This window comes from Providencia sp. PROV175 (assembly GCF_032707045.1).
GTDB lineage: Bacteria > Pseudomonadota > Gammaproteobacteria > Enterobacterales > Enterobacteriaceae > Providencia > Providencia hangzhouensis.
Window position 1 is genome coordinate 1 of record NZ_CP120534.1, and the last position, 21051, is coordinate 21051.

General features: G+C 41.8%; 20 protein-coding genes. 16 read left to right on the forward strand and 4 right to left on the reverse strand.

Annotated features, from left to right (window positions below; all coding sequences use genetic code 11):
• The 5 genes from P3L44_RS20500 (at window position 1) to P3L44_RS20520 (ending at window position 3469) form a co-directional block, all read left to right on the forward strand.
• Window positions 1–873 (forward strand): RepB family plasmid replication initiator protein, encoded by an 873-nt coding sequence (locus P3L44_RS20500; protein WP_052219406.1) that lies wholly within the window; start codon window positions 1–3, stop codon window positions 871–873.
• Window positions 874–1391: 518 nt separating this feature from the next.
• On the forward strand, window positions 1392–1877 hold the full coding sequence (locus P3L44_RS20505) for a hypothetical protein (protein WP_226617273.1): 486 nt from the start codon (window positions 1392–1394) through the stop codon (window positions 1875–1877).
• Window positions 1878–1939: 62 nt separating this feature from the next.
• Window positions 1940–2371, forward strand: a complete 432-nt coding sequence (locus P3L44_RS20510; RefSeq protein ID WP_144138807.1) for a hypothetical protein — start codon at window positions 1940–1942, stop codon at window positions 2369–2371.
• A gap of 185 nt (window positions 2372–2556) precedes the next feature.
• Window positions 2557–3039 (forward strand): hypothetical protein, encoded by a 483-nt coding sequence (locus tag P3L44_RS20515; protein ID WP_042847038.1) that lies wholly within the window; start codon window positions 2557–2559, stop codon window positions 3037–3039.
• 58 nt (window positions 3040–3097) lie between these two features.
• Entirely contained in the window at window positions 3098–3469 is a 372-nt protein-coding gene (locus P3L44_RS20520; protein WP_042847037.1) for a hypothetical protein, read from the forward strand.
• A gap of 162 nt (window positions 3470–3631) precedes the next feature.
• Here the strand turns inward: P3L44_RS20520 and P3L44_RS20525 are convergent, their stop codons facing one another.
• Complete coding sequence (locus P3L44_RS20525; RefSeq protein WP_206086749.1) at window positions 3632–4291, reverse strand: tetratricopeptide repeat-containing protein; 660 nt, start codon at window positions 4289–4291, stop codon at window positions 3632–3634.
• Between the two features lie 162 nt (window positions 4292–4453).
• Here P3L44_RS20525 and P3L44_RS20530 point away from each other — a divergent pair, with 162 nt between their 5' ends.
• The 7 genes from P3L44_RS20530 to P3L44_RS20560 all read left to right on the forward strand — a co-directional run bounded on the left by P3L44_RS20530 (window position 4454) and on the right by P3L44_RS20560 (window position 11370).
• On the forward strand, window positions 4454–4789 hold the full coding sequence (locus tag P3L44_RS20530; RefSeq protein ID WP_042847035.1) for a metalloregulator ArsR/SmtB family transcription factor: 336 nt from the start codon (window positions 4454–4456) through the stop codon (window positions 4787–4789).
• Between the two features lie 47 nt (window positions 4790–4836).
• Window positions 4837–5202 carry an arsenite efflux transporter metallochaperone ArsD gene (gene arsD / locus P3L44_RS20535; protein ID WP_042847034.1) on the forward strand — a complete coding sequence of 122 codons (366 nt, stop codon included), beginning with the start codon at window positions 4837–4839 and terminating at the stop codon, window positions 5200–5202.
• A 13-nt stretch (window positions 5203–5215) separates the two neighbouring features.
• Entirely contained in the window at window positions 5216–6967 is a 1752-nt protein-coding gene (arsA, locus tag P3L44_RS20540) for an arsenical pump-driving ATPase (protein ID WP_102140129.1), read from the forward strand.
• Window positions 6968–7022: 55 nt separating this feature from the next.
• Window positions 7023–8312, forward strand: a complete 1290-nt coding sequence (locus P3L44_RS20545) for an arsenic transporter (protein WP_237072379.1) — start codon at window positions 7023–7025, stop codon at window positions 8310–8312.
• Window positions 8313–8322: 10 nt separating this feature from the next.
• The gene (gene arsC, locus P3L44_RS20550) at window positions 8323–8748 is read left to right on the forward strand and encodes a glutaredoxin-dependent arsenate reductase (RefSeq protein WP_042849113.1); all 426 of its coding nucleotides are present in this window, start codon (window positions 8323–8325) and stop codon (window positions 8746–8748) included.
• A 283-nt stretch (window positions 8749–9031) separates the two neighbouring features.
• Entirely contained in the window at window positions 9032–10510 is a 1479-nt protein-coding gene (locus P3L44_RS20555; RefSeq protein WP_042849112.1) for a SulP family inorganic anion transporter, read from the forward strand.
• A gap of 2 nt (window positions 10511–10512) precedes the next feature.
• Entirely contained in the window at window positions 10513–11370 is an 858-nt protein-coding gene (locus tag P3L44_RS20560) for a universal stress protein (RefSeq protein WP_052219461.1), read from the forward strand.
• Window positions 11371–11441: 71 nt separating this feature from the next.
• Here P3L44_RS20560 and P3L44_RS20565 read toward each other — a convergent pair whose 3' ends face one another.
• The gene (locus tag P3L44_RS20565) at window positions 11442–13436 is read right to left on the reverse strand and encodes a BCCT family transporter (RefSeq protein WP_042849111.1); all 1995 of its coding nucleotides are present in this window, start codon (window positions 13434–13436) and stop codon (window positions 11442–11444) included.
• A 183-nt stretch (window positions 13437–13619) separates the two neighbouring features.
• Window positions 13620–14249 carry a recombinase family protein gene (locus P3L44_RS20570; RefSeq protein WP_237072386.1) on the reverse strand — a complete coding sequence of 210 codons (630 nt, stop codon included), beginning with the start codon at window positions 14247–14249 and terminating at the stop codon, window positions 13620–13622.
• A gap of 183 nt (window positions 14250–14432) precedes the next feature.
• Here P3L44_RS20570 and P3L44_RS20575 point away from each other — a divergent pair, with 183 nt between their 5' ends.
• Window positions 14433–17459: a Tn3 family transposase gene (locus tag P3L44_RS20575; RefSeq protein ID WP_237072380.1), complete on the forward strand. Its 3027-nt coding sequence runs from the start codon at window positions 14433–14435 to the stop codon at window positions 17457–17459.
• A 44-nt stretch (window positions 17460–17503) separates the two neighbouring features.
• Here the strand turns inward: P3L44_RS20575 and P3L44_RS20580 are convergent, their stop codons facing one another.
• Window positions 17504–17851, reverse strand: coding sequence for a hypothetical protein (locus P3L44_RS20580; protein ID WP_042849109.1), 348 nt, complete (start codon window positions 17849–17851; stop codon window positions 17504–17506).
• A 554-nt stretch (window positions 17852–18405) separates the two neighbouring features.
• On the opposite strand from P3L44_RS20580, the gene P3L44_RS20585 reads away from it, so the two are divergent.
• From P3L44_RS20585 to P3L44_RS20595, 3 genes are all read left to right on the forward strand, one after another.
• Window positions 18406–19182 carry a hypothetical protein gene (locus P3L44_RS20585; protein ID WP_237072381.1) on the forward strand — a complete coding sequence of 259 codons (777 nt, stop codon included), beginning with the start codon at window positions 18406–18408 and terminating at the stop codon, window positions 19180–19182.
• Between the two features lie 204 nt (window positions 19183–19386).
• Window positions 19387–20268 (forward strand): DNA replication terminus site-binding protein, encoded by an 882-nt coding sequence (locus P3L44_RS20590; protein WP_042849106.1) that lies wholly within the window; start codon window positions 19387–19389, stop codon window positions 20266–20268.
• 55 nt (window positions 20269–20323) lie between these two features.
• Entirely contained in the window at window positions 20324–21016 is a 693-nt protein-coding gene (locus P3L44_RS20595; RefSeq protein WP_042849105.1) for a DUF6710 family protein, read from the forward strand.
• Window positions 21017–21051: the final 35 nt, after the last annotated feature.

Genomic DNA, 21051 nt, shown 5'->3' on the forward strand with positions numbered 1-21051 from the left:
ATGCAACAAAATTGTAGTAATAACATCCTGTTATTCAAGGATGCGATACCTGCTGACGAAAATTCGTCACACAGGAAACTCACAATAACAAACAGTTCGAGTGTTCAACCCGTCTCGTTATTGCGGCTTGGCGTGTTTACACCGAATATCCGATCGAAAGGAAAGGTTGGTAAGCCGTTGGACGCGAGCGAATCGCTCAGCTACCTGGAGTATGCCCGTAGTGAAGGCTACACCAACGTGGTGATCACCGGTCCACAGCTTAACTATTTCATTGATTTTCGTTGCTGGTTGGGGATTATCCATGCGTTTAGCGCATGTCCTGATGCTCTGCATGGAAATAAGATCAAGGTTAAATTCAGCGAGTTCTCGCAGTTCTGCGGGTATCCATCGAAGCGGCTAGATTCGAAATTGCGTAAGGAGATAGCCGACTCGTTAACTCGAATCAGGGCAAAGACCATCACATTCACAACGCCAGGTACCAAGAAGTTTTTGGTAACAGGCTTGCTGTTGAAGGCAGAATTTGATGTTGTCGATGATCTGGTTGTACTGGAAGCAGATGAGCGCCTTTGGGAGCTCTACAGCAATGACCACTTAAGTTTGTTACGACGCAAGCCGCTAATGGCACTGCCGAGAAATGAGACAGCCCAGGCGCTGTATACTTATTTCGAAGCGTTGCCACGACAGCCTGCGCCAATCCAAATGTCGAGGCTTCGTGAACGCTTGATGATGAATGGTAGGGTCGCAGACCAAAACCGTAAAATCACCGACGCTCTCAACGAACTGAATAGTATTGGCTATTTGCAATACGAGGTCATCAAGGCTGGACGGGACTCGGTCGTGCATGTTCACAACCGAAACCCGACGTTGGATTAAGCGAGTCATATCGGAAACCCGTCGAAAGGCGGGTTTTTTATTTGGTAAACAAAACGAATGAAAGAGTGAGTTTGAACGGGTAATTCTGATAGGAGTAAGCTTGAGAAAGGTGAGTTGTGGTGGGTATGCGTCCTGTCCAAAGTGAGTCGTAGCGGGTAACCTAGCGATAAAGTGTGTTATAGCGGGAACTGATCGGTTAAAAAGAGAACAAACTCAGGAGTTTTAGACAAGAAGCGGGCTGTAGGGACATAAAACAGGGTAAAAAATCAACATTATTCCCTTGCCATCCCATCCAATCACACCTTTTTCGTCAGGCCTTGATCAACAAGACTATATTTCCCGTTCAAACTCACCGAAACTAAGTATATATTTCCCGCTCAAACTCACTTTGGTGAGATTCGGGGCATGGTCTGAATGCAATAAAACAATAAAACTACCCGTTCAATCTCACCTTTTGACCTGGTGGCGAAAATTTCGTCACGGGCTTGGCTGGGGATACTATGGTATCAGGAGGAATTATGAATCAATTTGGTGAACAGCTGAAGCTGTACTCTGATCGCCAGCGCGATGAAAAAAAGCGGACGGCATTGGATGTTCAATACGTGCAGTCCGAAGGAAAAGAAGGTTTTCTGACGCTGAATATCTCGATGGCACCCATGACATTGGAAGGGCGCGATGTGCTCTGGGATCAGAAAATCACGATACAACTGTCCCGGTATGAATTGACCGCATTTTGCGGCGCTTTATTCGGGCTTGAAAAAGAAATGCGTGCTAAGTTCCACGGCGCGAACAAAAACAAAGGCTTTGTGGTAAATAACAATGGGTCAGTGGGTTGCGGCATGACGATCTCTGAAGCCGGGAATACAATGACATTCATGTTAGATCATGCTCGGCGAATAGAGTTGGGCGCTTTTGTACTGCGACGTCAAGCTGAAGCTTGGAAAATGTCAGCCAGTGATGTGTTGGCAATCATGCGTCAGTCGGTCAGTATCAAAAAACAGTGAGTTTGCTGAGGGGCAAACTTTCTGTTTGTGCTCCGTGGGGGAGCGATAAAAGGGGGTAAGTGTTGAAAAAGCCATTCCTGCTTCTGGCTGGTATGCTCATGTTGACAGCAGAGCTCCATGCCTCAGTCGATACATCCGATCAGCAACAGGACTCTCGCATTAATCAGATCGGTGCAAGCCCTGTGGAAACTCGGCCGTATTCTGAAATCAAACATCACGTCCATGATGGCCCGGTCGAATTATTCCTGGTTGAGGAAGTGACTTCCGTTGACCAGTCGCTGCACACCGTCGTTATTTACGACGGAAGCCGATACGAACTGAAAGGGCAGGTGGATTGGCTCAGTCCTGGAAAAGGCAACATGCCTCCTGGTGGCTGGGCATTCACTGTCTTCGCCTCTACAAAGGAAACATACGCTTGCTCGCCGGAGGTGGTGCAATCAGGCAACGGTTCATGTGTGCTGTTTGTGCCGAAAAATGAAGAAACACCGCTGTAAAGTCACAGCCCTGATTATCACAAATTTACAGACGATAATCAGGATGACGTTTCCACGGGCTGACAGGGAGGAAACCTAAAAGCCCATAAATTGAAGGTAGTCGGTATACCAGGATAATTATCCATTGTTGGGGTAACCGGCACGGCGACCGCCACCCGTAAGGGTTTTACAAACGAGTTGAGCATATGAAAATCATGATCAGGGTAATCGTATCTGTAGTGGCAATGGCCGTTTCCGCTCAGGTTGTTTCGGCAGAAATGCAATCGGTGAATTTTGTGGTGCCATCTTCAGTGGCAAATCAGGATCCGACCGGCGTAAAAAAATTACGCATGAATTTGGACCGGTTTTTTGTTAATTCTCTGGTCGAAGGGGAGCAGCAGCAACTGGTACAGCCGGTTTATTTTGAAGGGCCATATCGCTATTCACTGATCCGTGCCTTTGATGGCAATAACACCGTTATTCATCTGGCAGGCAGTAAACATGTTTTATCGGGTGTGTCGGGCAGGTTTACGCCTATGCAGGCGGGTAAAAAACTGGTGGCGTTACGTGACAGCGAAGACACCGTCTTGGTTTGTCAAGAGAGAGTGCTGCGGTTGAAGTTCGCTAAATGCTGGCAGGTTGTTCACAGTGATCTGCCGCTCGCAGTGATCCCAGAAGAAACCGAGTGAATGCATCGTAAAGTGGTCACTTTCGATCGCGCTACGTGAAATCCGAAGGAGTTTGCGGATGATTATGGCTGAATCGGTAGAATTACCGAGCTTGATTTCGTTGGGTATTACAGTTGCCAGTGCTGTGTTTTTTGTTTACTTCTGGAATAGGGATAGGCTGGGTTTTTTGTTGGTCCCGACGTTTTTTGTTTTTCTTTTGGCTTTGTCGGTCTTTTTGACTTGCTGTATGCTGCCAACTGTCAACACTGAAGACACGAAGCAAGCTAAGCATTATGCGACAGAATGCGTGTTGTTAGAAATGGGCATACCGACCCAGTTCGGCAGAATGAATAAACTGAAATGCCACGAGATCATCGAGCATGTTGGAACGGACTCTTACCAGTGGCATATGGCTCTGTACGAAAAGCTGAAGCAGAAAGAAAAGGTATAAAAAATCTGCGATCGGCGATCGGTGTGATATGCTGATGGCAACTGAAGTAGCGAGCGTGTCTGAGGGGACGCGCCGCGCGAGGGGTTCCCCCAGAGCGGGGTAGATTAAGCCACCAGCAAAATGCCGCACTAATCATGCGGCATTTTTGTTTCTAGCCATACATCACTTTAATGTAACTTCAGATCTGGAGTCATTCAGATATTTCAGGCATAAAGCTTTAAAGTCAGACTTCCATTCCTCAATTCGAAAATCATAGCGTTCTTGAAATGCACTTGTCTCTGTGTACATGGAGAACGCATAATTCTGATATAACTTTAGGGCAGTGACTGGCTGGTTAAGAGAGAAATATGCGTCGATGCATTCTTTCATCATCGGGTAGTTATGATTGGTTTTTGTGCCGCCGAAATTTAAGTCAAGCCCACCACTAGTGACTTTTTGAATAACAGGATCTGAGCTGAGCTCTGAAAAATCCATGCCTTGCTTCAAAAAATAAAGCACTTTGTCATGCGGTACTCCGAATCCCCAGTTCGACACATAAGAATTTAAGGCGGCTTTGATACTCAGAAGTCTATTTTTCGATTGTTGATATAAACCGGCTAAAGCGAGCCAGTATTCGCTGGATTCTGTGAATGAATTACAGGCCATTAGGCCGTAATGAATTGCATCCTCGATCTTTTGTTTTTCGCGAAAATGCTGTGATTGCTTAAACAAATTAACGGCAAGCAGGGGTTGTGTGCCCATTTCATCGAAAAGTCCAAAGTTTGCTCCTAGCCCTGTAATATCAAGGGCTACAGATAGTGTGTTATACGACAGTATTAACACTTGATACTATTACATTGAAAAATTAAAGGTTCTAATTTCCTCAGTAAGGAATTATCAATAAATAAAGATAGCGTTCGTTTAGATAATTCATAGGCCAATATATATGTTTTGACGAATGTATTTCCTTGGTATATCTTACACACATTAAATATAGGAGAAAGTATGGAACCACTACTGCTGTTTAAAATTTTAGCCGACCAAACCAGACTGGATATCGTGCTACTGCTAAAAGCATCTGGTGAACTGTGTGTTTGCGACATCTATACGGCCTTGAATTTATCGCAACCAAAGACTTCTCGACATCTAGCAATGCTTAGAGAGTCGGGTCTTTTGCTCGATTCAAAACATGGTAAATGGGTTCATTATCGATTATCTCCAGCATTACTACCGTGGGTGAAAAGTATCATTGATGTCACCTATGCCACAGAGAAAAATAGAGTTGCAGATTTACTCAAAAGCTTAGAGACAAAAGAACCTGCGAGTAGCTGTTCTATATAAAAATTTTTAAGTTAACATATTCGAAAAAACATATATAAGGTTGAGATATGAAAAAATTAGAAGTCTTTGATCCCGCATTATGCTGTAGCACTGGTGTTTGCGGAACCGAAGTCGATCAAGCATTGGTAGACTTCGCAACAGATGTGGATTGGTTAAAAAAACAAGGGGCAAGTATAAGGCGTTTTAATTTAGCGCAAGAGCCTATGGAGTTCGTTAACAACACAAAAGCAAAAACATTTTTGGAAACCGCAGGCGCCGAGTCACTTCCACTATTGATTCTTGATGGTGAGATTGTGCTGACTGGTCGATACCCAAAACGACATGAGCTAGCAAGATGGTTTGGTATTCGGCCGAATATTGAAAAAGCCGAAATTGTTAAATCGTGTTGTGGTAATGGTAAAACGTGTTGTTAACAGGAGCAATAAAATGAAATTTTTAGATAACACACCTAATTATTTATTTTTTACTGGAAAAGGTGGTGTGGGTAAAACTTCTATTTCTTGTGCGACCGCAATTAAGTTGGCTGAAAAAGGGAAAAAAGTCTTACTGGTGAGCACTGATCCAGCTTCTAACGTTGGGCAAGTATTCTCTCAATCGATAGGCAACAATATTAAGCCAATAACATGGGTTCCAAATTTATTTGCTATTGAAATAGACCCTCAAGCTGCCGCTGAAGAATATCGAAACAAAATTATTAATCCAATCAAAGAAAGTTTACCTGAAGCGGTAATTCAAAGTATTACGGAACAGCTATCAGGTGCCTGTACCACAGAGATTGCAGCTTTCGATGAATTTACTGGGTTGTTAACCAATACCGAAATTACAAAGCAATTTGACTATATCATTTTTGATACCGCACCAACGGGGCATACCATCCGTTTATTACAACTCCCGAGTGCATGGAGTGATTTTATTACTGATAATCCTGATGGTGCGTCATGTTTAGGGCCAATGTCTGGTCTTGATAAACAACGTGAACAGTACAGCATGGCGGTGGAAGCGTTGAGTGATAAATCACTAACAAGGTTAGTATTAGTTGCACGACCTCAATCAGCGGCATTGAGAGAGGTTGCGAGAACCTATAGCGAGTTGTCATCTCTGGGTATCAGAAATCAGCAATTAATTGTCAATGGTGTTTTCCCTGAAACGGCGGTGACTGAAAATGATAAGTTATCCCATGCGCTCTACTCTCGTGAACAAGCGGCATTAGCATCTATGCCTGAAGCACTACGCTCGTTACCTGTCGATATTATTTATTTACAAAATATCAATATGGTGGGTGTCGATGCACTGAAGCAGTTGTTATCTAATGAGATGCCACAAATTCCAACTATTACCCCGACAAAACAACCTATTTCTTTACCCACCTTGTCAGAACTGGTTGGCGAAATATCTCAGCAACAGCATGGGCTGATTATGTTAATGGGCAAAGGTGGTGTAGGGAAAACAACGATTGCGGCATCAATCGCGGTTAAATTGGCAGAAAAAGGGCTTGATGTACATCTGACTACATCCGATCCAGCCGCGCATATTGAATCAACCCTCGATGGTGTTTTACCGAATCTTCAAGTTAGCCGAATTGACCCTATCGCTGAAACTGAACGTTATCGTCATTATGTCTTAGAAACAAAAGGGAAAGATTTAGATGCAGAGGGGCGCGCATTACTTGAGGAAGATTTGCGCTCTCCTTGTACTGAAGAAATTGCGGTATTCCAGGCTTTTTCTCGCATCATTAGAGACGCGGGTAAACGTTTTGTCGTCATGGATACTGCGCCGACTGGGCATACATTATTACTTCTGGATGCAACAGGGGCATACCATAAAGAAATTGCTAAGAATATGGGTGAAAAAGGCCACTATTTAACGCCGATGATGCAATTACAAGATCCTGAACGCACCAAAGTCATTATTACGACACTCGCTGAAACAACGCCTGTGCTTGAGGCGGAAAATTTGCAAAATGATTTAATACGGGCAGACATACATCCGTGGGCGTGGGTAATCAATAACAGTCTATCTATCACGGAAACAACCTCACCATTGTTACTTTCAAGAGCAGAACAGGAAGTCGCTCAGATTGAAAAGGTGACATCAACATTGGCAAAACGTGTTGCTATTGTTCCTTTGCTTGAAACAGAGCCTGTGGGGATATCTGCATTAAGTCAGCTCGCAGAATAAGTTTTATTTTCTAAAAATAAAAGGTGCGGAAAAGCACCTTTTAAATGAGGTTGTTATGTTTATTGCCGCATTCATTTTTATTTTAACGATCACCTTTGTTATTTGGCAGCCCAAAGGACTGGGTATTGGCTGGAGTGCTACAGCAGGGGCTGTATTGGCACTGATCTTTGGTGTGATCAGTTTTCAAGACATCCCGATTGTTTGGAACATTGTTTGGAATGCCACGGCGACATTTGTCGCCGTAATTATCATTAGCCTACTTTTAGATGAAAGTGGTTTCTTTGAATGGGCGGCATTACATATTGCCAAGTGGGGCGGGGGTAAAGGAAAACTGTTATTCAGTTATATCGTGTTACTTGGTGCAACGGTTGCGGCCTTATTTGCCAATGATGGCGCAGCATTGATATTAACGCCCATTGTGATTGCGATGTTATTGGCACTTGGTTTCAACAAAGGCACGACATTAGCCTTTGTCATGGCTGCCGGGTTTATTGCAGATACGGCGAGCTTGCCGCTGATTGTTTCGAACCTCGTGAATATCGTTTCTGCGGACTTCTTTAATATTGGATTTACTGAATATGCATCGATTATGGTCCCAGTGGATATTGCAGCAATTATTGCAACATTAGCGATGCTGCATTGGTTTTTCCGCAAAGATATTCCTAAACAATATGATGTTACCAAACTGAGTGAACCGACTTTAGCCATTAAGGACATGACAACGTTTAAAGCAGGTTGGCTGGTATTGGTACTGCTACTTATTGGTTTCTTTGTCTTAGAACCATTAGGTCTTCCAGTGAGTGCAATTGCGGCTATTGGCGCCTTAATTCTTTGGGTGATTGCAGCCAGAGGCCATACGATTAATACCCAAAAAGTATTACGTGGCGCACCGTGGCAAATCGTCATTTTCTCTTTAGGTATGTACTTGGTTGTTTATGGTTTAAGAAATGCAGGGTTAACCGATTATCTTTCTGAAACGCTCAATTACCTTGCAGACAAAGGGTTATGGGCAGCAACAATTGGTACGGGATTTATAACTGCATTTTTATCCTCAATAATGAATAATATGCCAACGGTATTAATTGGTGCTTTATCCATTGAAGGGAGTGAAGCGTCAGGGCTAATTCAACAAGCAATGGTTTATGCCAATGTGATTGGTGCCGATTTGGGGCCTAAGATTACACCTATAGGGAGTTTGGCGACGTTGCTGTGGCTGCATGTTTTATCACAAAAGAACATGAGCATTACATGGGGATACTATTTTAAAACAGGGTTCATCATGACACTCCCTGTACTTACCGTCACTCTCGTTGCTTTAGTGCTTCGACTTTCACTGTTAAATTAAGGCTAACCGAATGAATGAAATTACCATTTATCACAATCCAAATTGTGGCACTTCACGCAATACGCTTGCTATGATCCGCAATAGCGGCGTTGAGCCAACGATTATTTATTATTTAGAAACACCGCCGACTAAAGATATGTTAGTACAACTTATTGCTGATATGAATATTACGGTAAGGGCGTTACTACGAAAAAATGTTGAACCGTATGAACAATTAGCTTTAGAAAATGATATTTATACCGATGACCAACTGATTGATTTTATGTTGCAGTACCCAATACTGATTAATAGACCCATTGTTGTTACGCCAATAGGAACTAAACTTTGCCGACCTTCAGAAGTCGTATTGGATATATTACCTCATCCGCAACAACGTGAATTTATCAAAGAAGATGGTGAGGTTATTGTTGATAAACAAGGCATTAGAGTAAAGTAAATCACTGACGATATTTATCATGATGAGCGTACCGATGTATGGCATCAGTACGCTCATGTTAATCCGGTACTTGCTTAAGGTCGTTGATATTGGTATTTTAAAAAAATATACTATTCATAGGAACAGCTGATCATATTATGCGCCTTACTCCACCCTGAGATACCCCCTTCCTTTTAGGTTGATACTAAATCAGCCAATTTCCACATCCCTTCTTTGGGATAATTTCGTTTATTTAAAATATACTCTCCCATCTTGGGATTGATAGATTACAAGGTAGTCTAATATGCTTTTGTCCTCCTCTCGTCAGGACTGGCTGGGTAACATCCGTGGGGATGTCCTAGCCGGTATTGTTGTTGCTTTAGCGTTAATTCCTGAAGCCATCGCATTTTCAATTATTGCAGGCGTCGACCCCAAAGTTGGGTTATACGCCGCATTTTCTATTGCGGTAATTATCGCTTTTATCGGGGGGCGCCCCGGCATGATTTCATCGGCAACTGGTGCAATGGCACTTTTAATGGTCGTTCTGGTGAAAGAACATGGCCTTCAGTACCTATTAGCTGCGACGGTATTAACCGGGATATTTCAAGTTATCGCAGGATATTTAAAGCTCGGTAATTTAATGCGATTTGTTTCACGTTCGGTGGTAACGGGATTTGTTAATGCGCTGGCTATCTTGATTTTTTTAGCGCAACTCCCTGAATTAACCAATGTGAGTTGGCATGTTTATGCGATGACCGCGGCAGGCTTAGGGATTATCTATCTGTTTCCATTAGTCAATAAAACCATTCCGTCTCCATTAGTGTGTATTGTTGTATTAACGATAATTTCAATATGGCTTGGTCTTGATATCCGAACGGTTGGTGATATGGGCGTTCTGCCTGACAGTTTGCCTATCTTTCTTTTGCCCGATATTCCCTTGAATATTGAAACGCTACTTATCATATTACCCTACTCATTAGCGCTTGCTGTTGTTGGCTTATTGGAATCAATGATGACTGCAACGATTGTGGATGATTTGACGGATACAACCAGTGATAAAAATCGAGAATGTAAAGGGCAAGGCATTGCCAATATAGCCACTGCATTTATTGGCGGGATGGCAGGATGTGCGATGATCGGTCAATCCATTATCAATATAAAATCGGGTGGCCGAGGTCGATTATCGACACTGGTTGCGGGTGTTGTTTTATTACTAATGGTGGTTTTTCTTAATGATTGGGTATCAAAAATCCCTATGGCGGCGTTAGTTGCTGTGATGATTATGGTGTCAATTGGGACCTTTTCTTGGCAATCCCTTGCCGATATACGAGTCCATCCGCTATCGACCAGCATCGTTATGATAGCCACCGTCATTGTTGTCGTTTGGACCCATAATCTGGCTTACGGGGTACTTGTCGGGGTGCTCATCGCAGCGCTTAATTTTGCCAATAAAGTCGCGAGATACATGACAGTTACATCAAGACTAGACAGAAAGGTACGTCATTATGAAGTTCGGGGACAAATTTTCTTTGCCACATCGGAACGCTTTGTTAATGTCTTTGATTTTAAAGAAGACATTGATAAAGCGATTATTGATGTGAATCATGCTCATTTTTGGGATATCACTTCCGTCAGCGCGTTAGATAAAGTGGTGATTAAGTTTCGACGTGAAGGCATTGATATTGAAATTAAGGGGATGAATGAAGCCACTGCAACGTTGGTTGATAAGTTTGGTATTCATGACGACCCGGAAAAAATTGAAAAATTCATGGGAGGTCATTAATTATGACAGCAGATATCATTCAAAAAACTTGCGTAATTGGGTGTATTGACCGTTCGCCCTCGGCGATTGCCGTTTGTCACGCAAGTACTTGGATAGCTCAAACACTCAAACTTCCGCTGACACTGTTACACATGAATGAAAAAATCTCGACATCAGCACACCATGATTTAAGTGGGGTCATTGGATTTGATACCCGAGAAACTTTATTGAATGAACTCGTGGATATTGAGGAAAAGCGGGCGCGTTTAACCCGTGAGGAAGGCCGACAATTATTGATGAGTGCAAAAGAAATCACTCAAGATTTAGGTCTTCTTGATGTTAATACACTTCAGCGGCAAGGAGCTTTAGCCGAAGTGCTAAATCAAGATGATACGCATATTGTTGTACTCGGTCGTCGAGGCGAGCAATCTGAATTAACGGGGCATATTGGCCGTCAACTCGAAGGCATTATTCGTCTTCAAAAAAACTCAGTGCTTATCTGTAAGCAAAATTTTACCCCACCAAAAAAGATGATGATTGCGTTTGATGGAAGTGAGGAAGGTGAACGCGTCATTCATCGGTTAACACAAGTGAAATTATTAGCCGGTAGTGATTGCTATCTGGTAATGCACGGTAACCAAGACAGTCAACTCAAAAAAGCACAAAACCGACTTCATCAAGCCGACATTAAGGTGAAAGCCAATTTACTTGAGGGTGCCGATAGCATCGTTGATGAATTGTGTAACTTTGCAGTACAACACCATATTGATTTGATCATCATGGGGGCTTTTGGTCATTCGCGAGTGAAGCAATTTTTTACCGGAAGTCATACGACAGAGATGATACATAAAACGCCCGTGTCATTACTCATCATTCGTTAGTTTTTTCGTCTATTGTCATTATTACCAATAGAGGTGACTCACTTTCGTCACCTCTCTATCATAATAAGTGGCTACGATTTATCCACAATATGAATAAAGTGAATGTGTTTTTCATATTGATCGAGGATATCATGAATAATCTGCGCTTCACTCCATCCCATAATATCGTAGTCCTGCCCACCTTCCTTTAAATAGACTTCAGCGCGGTAATATTTCTGAGGTTCATTATTTTCATCATCATCCATCCCCACTAATGCAAAAGACGGCGTCAGGTAGTCCCGTAATCGTATTTCATAGAGAAAATTGAGACTCTCACCAAATTGCACTTCCAGAGTCACCCTATCGTCCTTATTATGGATAGCGGCCTCTGTGCTCTGCTTTTCCAACTCAGTGATGACAGATTGCATAGCGGGCTCAATCACTTCTGTCATGAAACGTTTAACCTGATTACGTTTAGGGAAGAAGGCTATTTTACGTAATCGACGCTCCCATGATAACCCCCCACGTCCTGTATTCGGTGCTAAAGTGGCAAGCTGTTGACTGTCTTTTTTGTAAACATCAATACGTAAGGCTTTTAGCAATCCGACGATAGCAGTCAATAAAATAATCGCAAAGGGTAGCGCGGTAGCAATTGTCATGGTTTGTAATGCCGTTAATCCTCCGGCCAGTAAAAGTGTGATTGCAACGGCCCCCATCAAAAAGGCCCAAAAAATACGTTGCCATACTGGCGTGTGAATTTCACCACCGGAGGCTAACGTATCGACAACCATCGCACCGGAATCCGCGGATGTCACAAAAAAAACAATGACCATCAGCATCGCGACAAAAGAAAGGGCAGATGAAAACGGAAAGTAATTTAAAAATTCAAATAAAGCGAGAGCAACGTCTTTTTGAACCACTTGCGCCAACATTTCTGCCCCATTATCGCGGATCAGATGGATGGCACTATTGCCAAAAAAAGTCATCCAAAGTAGCGTAAACCCGGCAGGGACAAACAGAACGCCAGTGACAAACTCGCGAATGGTACGCCCTCGAGAAATTCTGGCGATAAACATCCCGACAAAAGGCGACCATGAAAGCCACCATCCCCAATACAATAATGTCCATCCCCCCAACCATTCACTGGATTGCGGTTCATAAGCATAAAGATTGAAGGTTTTATTGATAATATCTGAAAGATAAGCGCCTGTATTTTGGACAAAAGATTTGAGTAACAATACGGTCGGGCCTAAAATCCCAATCAATAGCAGTAACAATCCGGCTAAACTGAGATTGATCTCAGAGAGAATTCGTATCCCTTTATCTAAACCACTGACCACCGATAACGTGGCTAATCCCGTGATCACCACAATCAAAATCACTTGCATCGTTGGACTAACGGGAAAACCAAAGAGGTGTGCTAATCCTGCATTCACTTGCAAAACACCAAAGCCTAATGATGTCGCCACCCCGAAAACGGTGCCGACAACAGCAAAAATATCGACAGCATGACCAATAGGTCCATAAATCCGTTCACCAATGATCGGGTAAAGTGCTGAACGTAAGGTGAGCGGTAAGCCATGTCGATAACTAAAAAAAGCGAGAATTAAGGCGACAATCGCATAAATCGCCCAAGCATGTAGTCCCCAATGGAAAAACGTAATTTCCATCGCTTCTCTTGCAGCTTGAACTGTCTGTGGGTCTCCAATGGGAGGAGCAAGATAATGCATCACGGGTTCTGCGACCCCAAAAAACATAAGCCCAATTCCCATTCCAGCAGAAAACAACATAGCAAACCAGGAAAGATAACTGAATTGGGGCTGGGAATGGTCAGGACCCAATTTAATTTCACCAAATCGAGAGAGGCCTAAATAGGCGACAGTCAATAAAATTAAGGCAACAGCCAGAATATAAAACCAGCTGGCATTCTCAAAAAGTTGTGCCTGTAGAGCTTTGAGCAAAATTTCAGAACGTTGAGGAAAAATAGCGGCTATTGCAACGACACATATAATAATAAAAGCGGAAACAAAGAAAACGGGCGGATTTATCTTCCCCCACGTTTGAGACTTTTGTGGTGATAATGACATTCAATCTCCCTTTTAATGCGTGCTCATGATTGTCATGAAGCTCGGTTTATTGTGATAAATATAAGTTATTTAATTAAAAAGTATCCAATCACTTGTTTATACTTAAATATCTCTCTCATGTCATTCCACGCGGTATGACTCATTGTTGAGTAACATAAACTTGATAAACGAATAGAGGGACATTTATTGCGCTATTTTCATCGATTTTGATACTTTCGAAATAGTATGCCGCGAACAACCTATCAGGTTTTCTATTTGGCTATAGCTTTTTTTCTCCATCAGAAGGCCTTCAATTTTTTGGTGTAATATTTTGTTGATCGGACGGCCTTTATACTTCCCTTCTTGTTTGGCTTTTTGCACTCCTTGCGCTTGACGACGCCGTCTATCTTCGTAATCCTTTCTTGCAACCGCTGCCAGCATGTCTAACATCATACTGTTAAGGGCAGCAAGCATTCGTTCTGTAAATTCATCGGTGCGACTCATAAACTGGTAACTGGTTGGGAGGTCTAAAGAAACGACCTTTAACCCTTTGTGTCCAATGAGATATTTTAATTTTTCCCAGTCATCGGCATTCAAGCGGCTAATTCTATCTACCTGTTCAACTAAAATAATATCACCGGGCATGGCCACATTGAGTAAGCGAAAGAGTTCAGGTCTGTGAAGCTGAGCGCCTGACTCATTTTCTTCAAACCAGCAGGCAATTTGTAGCCCCATTCCTTCAGCAAATTTCAACAGTTCATTTTTTGCTCTTGACACATCCTGTTCATGCGTAGAAGCACGTAGATATCCATAAATTCGTATATTTGTCTTCATCGGTGCACTATACATTGGTGTTGTTATAGTAGTGCATTATACATCTATTTTTTATACTTATTACACTAGAGTTTACCTAGTGTAGTTAAGGTAGACTTAAATTGCACTTCTGTATCGATTACGCGCGCATTCATTATATGATGTTGTTTATTTTTAGAGGATAGAGGATAGAACATAACCACAATGAAAGAGATTAAATCAGGCCGTATTCAAATTTTGACTGAACAGGAAATTCATGAGCTCTATTCTCGTCCAATATTTAATCAAATTGAGCGTGAAGAATATTTTTCATTAGATCCGAGTATCAAAAAAATCCTCGCTAAAATGGGAAAAATTGAAACGAAAATATATTTAATTCTTCTGATCGGTTATTTTCGCGCTAAGCCTGTTGTTGCTCAATTTAAGCTACGAGAGGTTAAACACGATGTTGACTACATTTATGCGACTCATTTTCCAAATAGAAAACCGAAATACCCCTTTATTGCTAAAAGTACTCGTGCAACATTGATAGCGAAAATGTATGAAATACTCGGTTTTTCGCGGCTATTAAAGCGAGATAAACAAGCTTTGATAGAGCGCTTAAATGATGTCGCAACAATCTGCACATATCCCAAATATATTTTTGATGAATGCCTCGCTTTTTTAGGTCAAAACAGAATTGGATTAGTGGGTTATTCCACTTTGCAAAATATGGTCACCACGATTTTAGCTAATGAGAGGCATCGAACCGAGTTGATCCTGTCAAATAGCGTGCCACCAATAATACATAAAAAATTAAAGAAGATACTGCATACAAAAGGAGTATTAAATAGTCTATCTGGTCAACAAGGCGCAGCTAAAGATTTTACACCTACAGAGCTCGCAAGTGAAATTGAAACGCATAACACCATAAAAAGTGTGTATCCCGACGTAAAACGTCTTGTTGGTGAATTGAGATTATCATTAGGTAACTTAAGCTATTATGCATCGATTATTCAACATCAATCGATTTATAAAATTCGTCGATTTCCCGAATGGCAAGGCATGTTATATCTGGTTTGTTATCTATTTTTTCGCTATCAAGAAACTAATGATAAATTGGTAACAGCTTTTTTGTATGTGACGAGAAAGCAAAGGGAAGCTGCGAGTGCTTCAGCTAAGTTACGCATTGCAGAAGAACTGGAAATTATTCGTGAAAAGTTAATGCATGCGGGTAATATTTTACACCTCTTTGTTGATGAAACCGTCAGTGACAATACGCAATTTGGTGATATTCGCCAAAATGCATTTACAATGATCTCTAAAGATGAAATTCAGTTAATAAGTCAACATCTTAATAAGAATAATTTTGATAAAACCCATTATGAGTGGCTATACATTGATACACAATACAGAAAAATTGCGAATACGATGAGATCACTTTTTCTCGCTATTGATATCGAATGCGAACCAGGATTACACCTGCTGTCTTCCCAATTATTAACAGCAAAATTAGAACTTCAAAAAGATAAGCACATTTCTACCGTCGATCAGCGATTACTGTTAAAAAACGATAAACCTTTTATCTTGATAGATGAACAGGTTAATACTCAACGATTTGAATACTATTTATACCAAAAAGTAGCTAGGATGATTGAGAGTAACCATATTTATATCAATGAAAGCGCCAATAACAAGCGTTTAGCCGATGATTTGATTTCAGCCGCCGAGTGGAAAAAAAGCCATGTCATCATTCAAAAAACAGGGTTAACTCGGCTCAATACGCCAATAGAACAAACGCTTTCGGAATTAACGCAAAAATTGAGCGATCAAATAGAGCGTATTGGTCGTAATATCCATGATGGAGCCAATGATTTCGTGACACTTCAACCGCGTTCAAATCAGTTAACATGGAAACTGGCGAATAAACGCTGGAAAGATGATATTGATAATCCCATATATAACCAGCTCCAACATATGGGGATCATTGAAATTATGGACTATGTTCATCAAAAAACGGGTTACTTAGATGCATTCAAAAATATCGCCTCAAAAAAGAAAAACACTAAGGCCAAAGAGGGCGATTTACTTGCTTGCATATTTGGAAATGGCTCAAACTATGGTGTTCATCATATGTCATCAATATCAGATAGAGCCATCGGTGTGCTTAGAGCCGTCAATGATGGGTATATTAGGCCTGAAACAACGAGTGAAGCTAATGATATGATAGCTGATGCTTTAGCAAAACTCCCCATTTTCAAATATTATACGATTAACGAAAGTGCCCCATTTGGTAGTATTGATGGCCAAAAACATGGTTGCCGAATCAATACATTTAAAGCCCGTTTTTCTGCTAAATATTTCCGAAAAGGGAAAGGCGTATCAGCACTCACATTAGTTTCAAATCATGTACCAATAAATACGAAAGTGATTTCAGCCAATGAATATGAGGCTCACCACGCATTCGATTTACTCTATAATAATACCAGCCATATTCAGCCCAAAACATTAGCAACAGACACGCATGGCGTTAACAATGTAAACTTTGCTATCCTTGATCTCTTTGGGTATCAGTTTGCCCCGCGATATGCAAAATTTAAACACGTTTTTAATGAATTGTTTGAGATCGAGTATGATGAAATCCTTTCCCTGAAACTTAAAAAATCGCTCAACTTATCACTCATTCAAGAAGAGTGGGAAAATATTCAATGGATAATTTGTTCATTAAGCCGTAAAACGACGACACAAAGCACGGTGATTACTAAGCTTTCTAACAGTAAGAAAAACAATCGCACCTTAGCGGCTCTTCGTGAATATGACCGAATAATTAAGTGTTTATACGTTCTCGATTATGTTGATGACAAAATGCTCAGGCAGTTTGTCCAACAAGCACTTAATCGGGGTGAGGCTTACCATCAATTACGGCGTGCAATTGCGTCAATTAATGGTAATCAATTCAGAGGTGGCGATGATTACCAGATAGAACAATGGAATGATTGTGCTCGTATCATTGCTAACTGCATTATTTATTATAATTCTGCATTATTATCCAGTTTGATTGAAAAATTTGCGCGTGAAAATAATCAAGAAGCGGTGAATATGATAGCTGAGTTATCACCTGTCGCATGGCAGCATATACAGCTGGCCGGTAATTACACCTTTGGCCTTAAAAAAGATAATATTGTACTGGAAAGATTACTGGAGAATTTAGATCCTCTTATTTCAGAAGAGTCGTTAAGCTTAGCGGCATAGTCTATTAATATTATTAAACTATATATCGGCTGTAGTCCTTGATATCAAAGGGCTACAAGCAAACTTTGGACTTTTCGATGAAATGGGCACACAACCCCAAGCAGGGGATCGTCAATCACTGAATCATCATCCTGACAGTCATTATCCATTTCCAGGCACTCCGCCAATATTAACGCATTTGAAAAAACGGGGGCGAGACGCCATTCATCGTGAAATAGTTCGCAAACTATAGGGCGTTCATTTTCAAGACCGATAGGCCAGTACAAACCATAGTAATCGCCGTTGCCAAAATCAGTTTCAAATAATGGTAGGAAACCATTTGCTGGAAATGGCCCCTGACTAATTTCACTATCATGAATTGTGAATGGTATTTCTGATTTTAATAGTTCCATTTGCTATTCCTGATGAGGTTGTCATTTTTAAGTAATGATAATGCAGTTTTAATTAAAGTCATATTAAGAAGGTTTAATAACCTAATATCTAGACCAACATACAATAAAGGGTATAACCCCATGCCCCGGCGCTCCGCTTGGGGCAAAACCCAGCCCGAGCTCTATCCTCATTGTTCCGCGATAATATGAAAGCCCGCTTGGGTTCGGTGTCATTATTTGGAATCGGCAAGTTCTTCCTGAATGACCGACGCGAGAAAAGAAGAGATAAAAGAGAGAAAAAAAGAGAAAAAATAAGAGGCGGGGGATTCGGTAAATTCAGCGATAAAGTAGGTAAAGAAGGTCTTCAGTGTGGCAGCGGTGGGTTAATTAAATCATATTGTATGTTGGTCTAGATTTGTAATGTTGGAACTGATATCGGTTATGGCATGGCGTATTTCAACAGGGTAAATTTCTCATGCATAGGAAAAAGCAGATCGGTTTGCTGTCATTTCCTGATGCAGCTGATCGTGGTTTAGGTATTATTAATATCTATTATTAAGCGGGCTAATTATCTGATGAAGTTAAATATTGACGCATGCATTTCCTTTCTGGGCAAGAGTGCTTGGTTTTTTGTTATTGGTACAGCGGTGCTGCAAGTGGTAAGTGTCGCCCTGTTTATTTACTCGCTCTTTACCGGCATGGATATAGACAGACTGATTCTGGCTTCCGCAATCTTGTTTGTTGCGGTAGTGCTGTTTGGTATCTCTAAGTATGCAATTAAAATTCGCGCTCTGGATGACGCGGGTGGACCACAAGCCTATTATGACCAACAGATAGAATGGCCGCTAACACAGTTCTATATCGATCTGATAGAAGAGAGTGATGTGAAACCAGAGTTCGACGCCTGGGTTAAAGACAAAGACAAACCTCTGACGCTCGGCCAATTCGATGACGGGTTAGCTAAAGCGATACAAACAGCATATTCATTACCGATGGGGAAGGATTTACCAGATACCCAGATTATTAAACTCATTGTATATCGACATGGAACGCCTGTCTTAAAGTGGATGAGTATTGGTTTCTTCCTCCTGAGTGGAGTGCTCGGCCTTATCCTGCTTAATCCGCAAAACACACTGGCGGAAGGCATTCCATTCATTATGTTCACGCTACTTCTGGCATTGGTTTTTAGGTTTCTGCGGAGCAAGCTTCAAGCAAAAGCACAGGCTATAGTTCTCAACAGACCCCTCACCGTGGAACAGGTAGCAAGTTTAATGACATTAGCGGCCAGATTGAAAGTCCATTCCGAATTTTGCCAGCTCTTATGCAGCCCAGAATGCCCCAGGCACAGTTAAAGAAGCACATACATGGATAGTTGATCACGCCAAAGTTCTAGTTTCCGAACACACTACGTTCCTCGGTTAATCTCAAACCCCGGCTTCATGTGAAATAACGAATTCTTGCATTCCCGCCTGATAATTGTATAAAGTATGGATATATATACAGCCCCCACCACGGTGGGGGGTTAGCACGTTACCCTTTCTCGGGGATTTATTATTATGAACATCGCACAAACCTTCCATCGCCTGGAAGATGACTTGGCGTTGCTCAATCGAGTGCTGGCGGAGAAGTCTCCGCTATATGCACGCGTTTGCGTTATACCGCCAGTGGCCGATGGTGAAGAAAACCTGCCGGTTGCCCGTATTGAACCGATTCTAATGTATGGCGCTCAAGCCATCGAGCAGGCCCAAAAAGCTTACACCGATCTGCATATTAAGGATGGGCTTTCTCAGAAATCGACGCGTCGAACTGCCGGTGTACTTTGGTACGCGGATGACAACCCAGAATTCTCAGCTGAAGTCATGGCGCTGATCACGGCCATTAACTTTAGTAAGCAGTCTATACAGGACCACATCATCAGTGAGTTCGGTAATCAGAATGCGCGCTTTTCTGCACTACATAATGCGTGTCCTGGTGTTATGACTCTACATCTGTACCGCCAAATCCGTGCCTGGCATAATGCCGACCTTCAATCTGTCCGCTTCTCATGGCAACGCAAATCGCTACTGCGGATCCCAGACAAAACTAAATTGCTGGCATCTATGCAAACGGATGTCATTGACAATAGTGCCGTGAGCTTACCTGTCGGTAATCTTGCCCAGAAAATTGCAAATACCCCTCAGGAAAAGTTGCGCCTGCGTCGGCCAGCCAAAATACAGCCTGTGGCAAACATCGTATTTCGTAATGAAGATGGTGCAGCGACTGCCGCATTGAAAACCGTAACCGCTTTGATGCCCTATATTGTCATTCAAGATCAGCGTCTGGATATTAAGCCACTTCAAAACTATGCACCGCGCGATATCCAGCGTAACAGTGACCGCCTGGCAACTGAGGTCATAGGTACTTATCATGGCGAAACCATCGAAGTGCTGCTTGTGTGAGGTATTTTGCTTGGAACAGCAGAAATCAAATAATCAATAATTCGAGATAATCATCATGTTTTTAAGTAAGCTGAAAAATCATATTATCAAGAACCATATTTTGGATGAACAGCGTAAAATCCAAGAAATGAATTATGAGAAATTCAACAGAATTATTGCTGTGGGGCAGTCAATCGGAGGGAGGTCAATACCGTTGCTAATCAATGCCATCGGAAGAAACATTCAAAGTGACTTACTGATAGCGGTAGCTGAAGAAGGTACGGATGCACGCTCTGATGACTTTGTTAACCCATATAAATTCTTTTTCTCAGATATTTTTGATGTACTTGATTATGATGCTCTACAGTCATGTTTAACCCACGAAACGAGCTATGTTGCTGATCTATCTACATCATTAATATTACCTTGTCCTTGGAACTACAATCGTTATGTATCCGCATTATCTTCCATAGGGTTCCATGCGGGAAACCCTTGGGAGCAGGATGAAATGAACCACCGAGTAATGATTTGGCTTCCCTGGAATATAGCTTTTGTATTCGGTGGAAACCATTCAATTACTGCTGGTGTCCTCGCCAATGAAGGCATGATAATTCCAGATACTGTCTACGACATGTCACCATTATTCTCTCAAGTAAAGACCGATGGAAAATTTTGGTACCGGAATGGCACGGTCTTTGACAAAGTAACATGTCATCGCCGTGCTGCATTGTTTGAGCTTGGTAGGATGCTCACATCAGCAACAGAATGAATATGGCAATACTTACTTCGTAACCTTCTGAATCT

Bases quoted from the DNA above. Each gene is read 5' to 3' on its own strand.
- arsA (WP_102140129.1), top strand. From the start codon at position 5,216: ATGAAATTTTTAGATAACACACCTAATTATTTATTTTTTACTGGAAAA.
- P3L44_RS20585 (WP_237072381.1), top strand. From the start codon at position 18,406: ATGAAGTTAAATATTGACGCATGCATTTCCTTTCTGGGCAAGAGTGCT.
- P3L44_RS20590 (WP_042849106.1), top strand. From the start codon at position 19,387: ATGAACATCGCACAAACCTTCCATCGCCTGGAAGATGACTTGGCGTTG.
- P3L44_RS20515 (WP_042847038.1), top strand. From the start codon at position 2,557: ATGAAAATCATGATCAGGGTAATCGTATCTGTAGTGGCAATGGCCGTT.
- P3L44_RS20595 (WP_042849105.1), top strand. From the start codon at position 20,324: ATGTTTTTAAGTAAGCTGAAAAATCATATTATCAAGAACCATATTTTG.
- P3L44_RS20560 (WP_052219461.1), top strand. From the start codon at position 10,513: ATGACAGCAGATATCATTCAAAAAACTTGCGTAATTGGGTGTATTGAC.
- P3L44_RS20580 (WP_042849109.1), bottom strand. From the start codon at position 17,851: ATGGAACTATTAAAATCAGAAATACCATTCACAATTCATGATAGTGAA.
- arsC (WP_042849113.1), top strand. From the start codon at position 8,323: ATGAATGAAATTACCATTTATCACAATCCAAATTGTGGCACTTCACGC.
- P3L44_RS20545 (WP_237072379.1), top strand. From the start codon at position 7,023: ATGTTTATTGCCGCATTCATTTTTATTTTAACGATCACCTTTGTTATT.
- arsD (WP_042847034.1), top strand. From the start codon at position 4,837: ATGAAAAAATTAGAAGTCTTTGATCCCGCATTATGCTGTAGCACTGGT.
- P3L44_RS20570 (WP_237072386.1), bottom strand. From the start codon at position 14,249: ATGAAGACAAATATACGAATTTATGGATATCTACGTGCTTCTACGCAT.
- P3L44_RS20505 (WP_226617273.1), top strand. From the start codon at position 1,392: ATGAATCAATTTGGTGAACAGCTGAAGCTGTACTCTGATCGCCAGCGC.
- P3L44_RS20520 (WP_042847037.1), top strand. From the start codon at position 3,098: ATGATTATGGCTGAATCGGTAGAATTACCGAGCTTGATTTCGTTGGGT.
- P3L44_RS20555 (WP_042849112.1), top strand. From the start codon at position 9,032: ATGCTTTTGTCCTCCTCTCGTCAGGACTGGCTGGGTAACATCCGTGGG.
- P3L44_RS20530 (WP_042847035.1), top strand. From the start codon at position 4,454: ATGGAACCACTACTGCTGTTTAAAATTTTAGCCGACCAAACCAGACTG.
- P3L44_RS20565 (WP_042849111.1), bottom strand. From the start codon at position 13,436: ATGTCATTATCACCACAAAAGTCTCAAACGTGGGGGAAGATAAATCCG.
- P3L44_RS20575 (WP_237072380.1), top strand. From the start codon at position 14,433: ATGAAAGAGATTAAATCAGGCCGTATTCAAATTTTGACTGAACAGGAA.
- P3L44_RS20500 (WP_052219406.1), top strand. From the start codon at position 1: ATGCAACAAAATTGTAGTAATAACATCCTGTTATTCAAGGATGCGATA.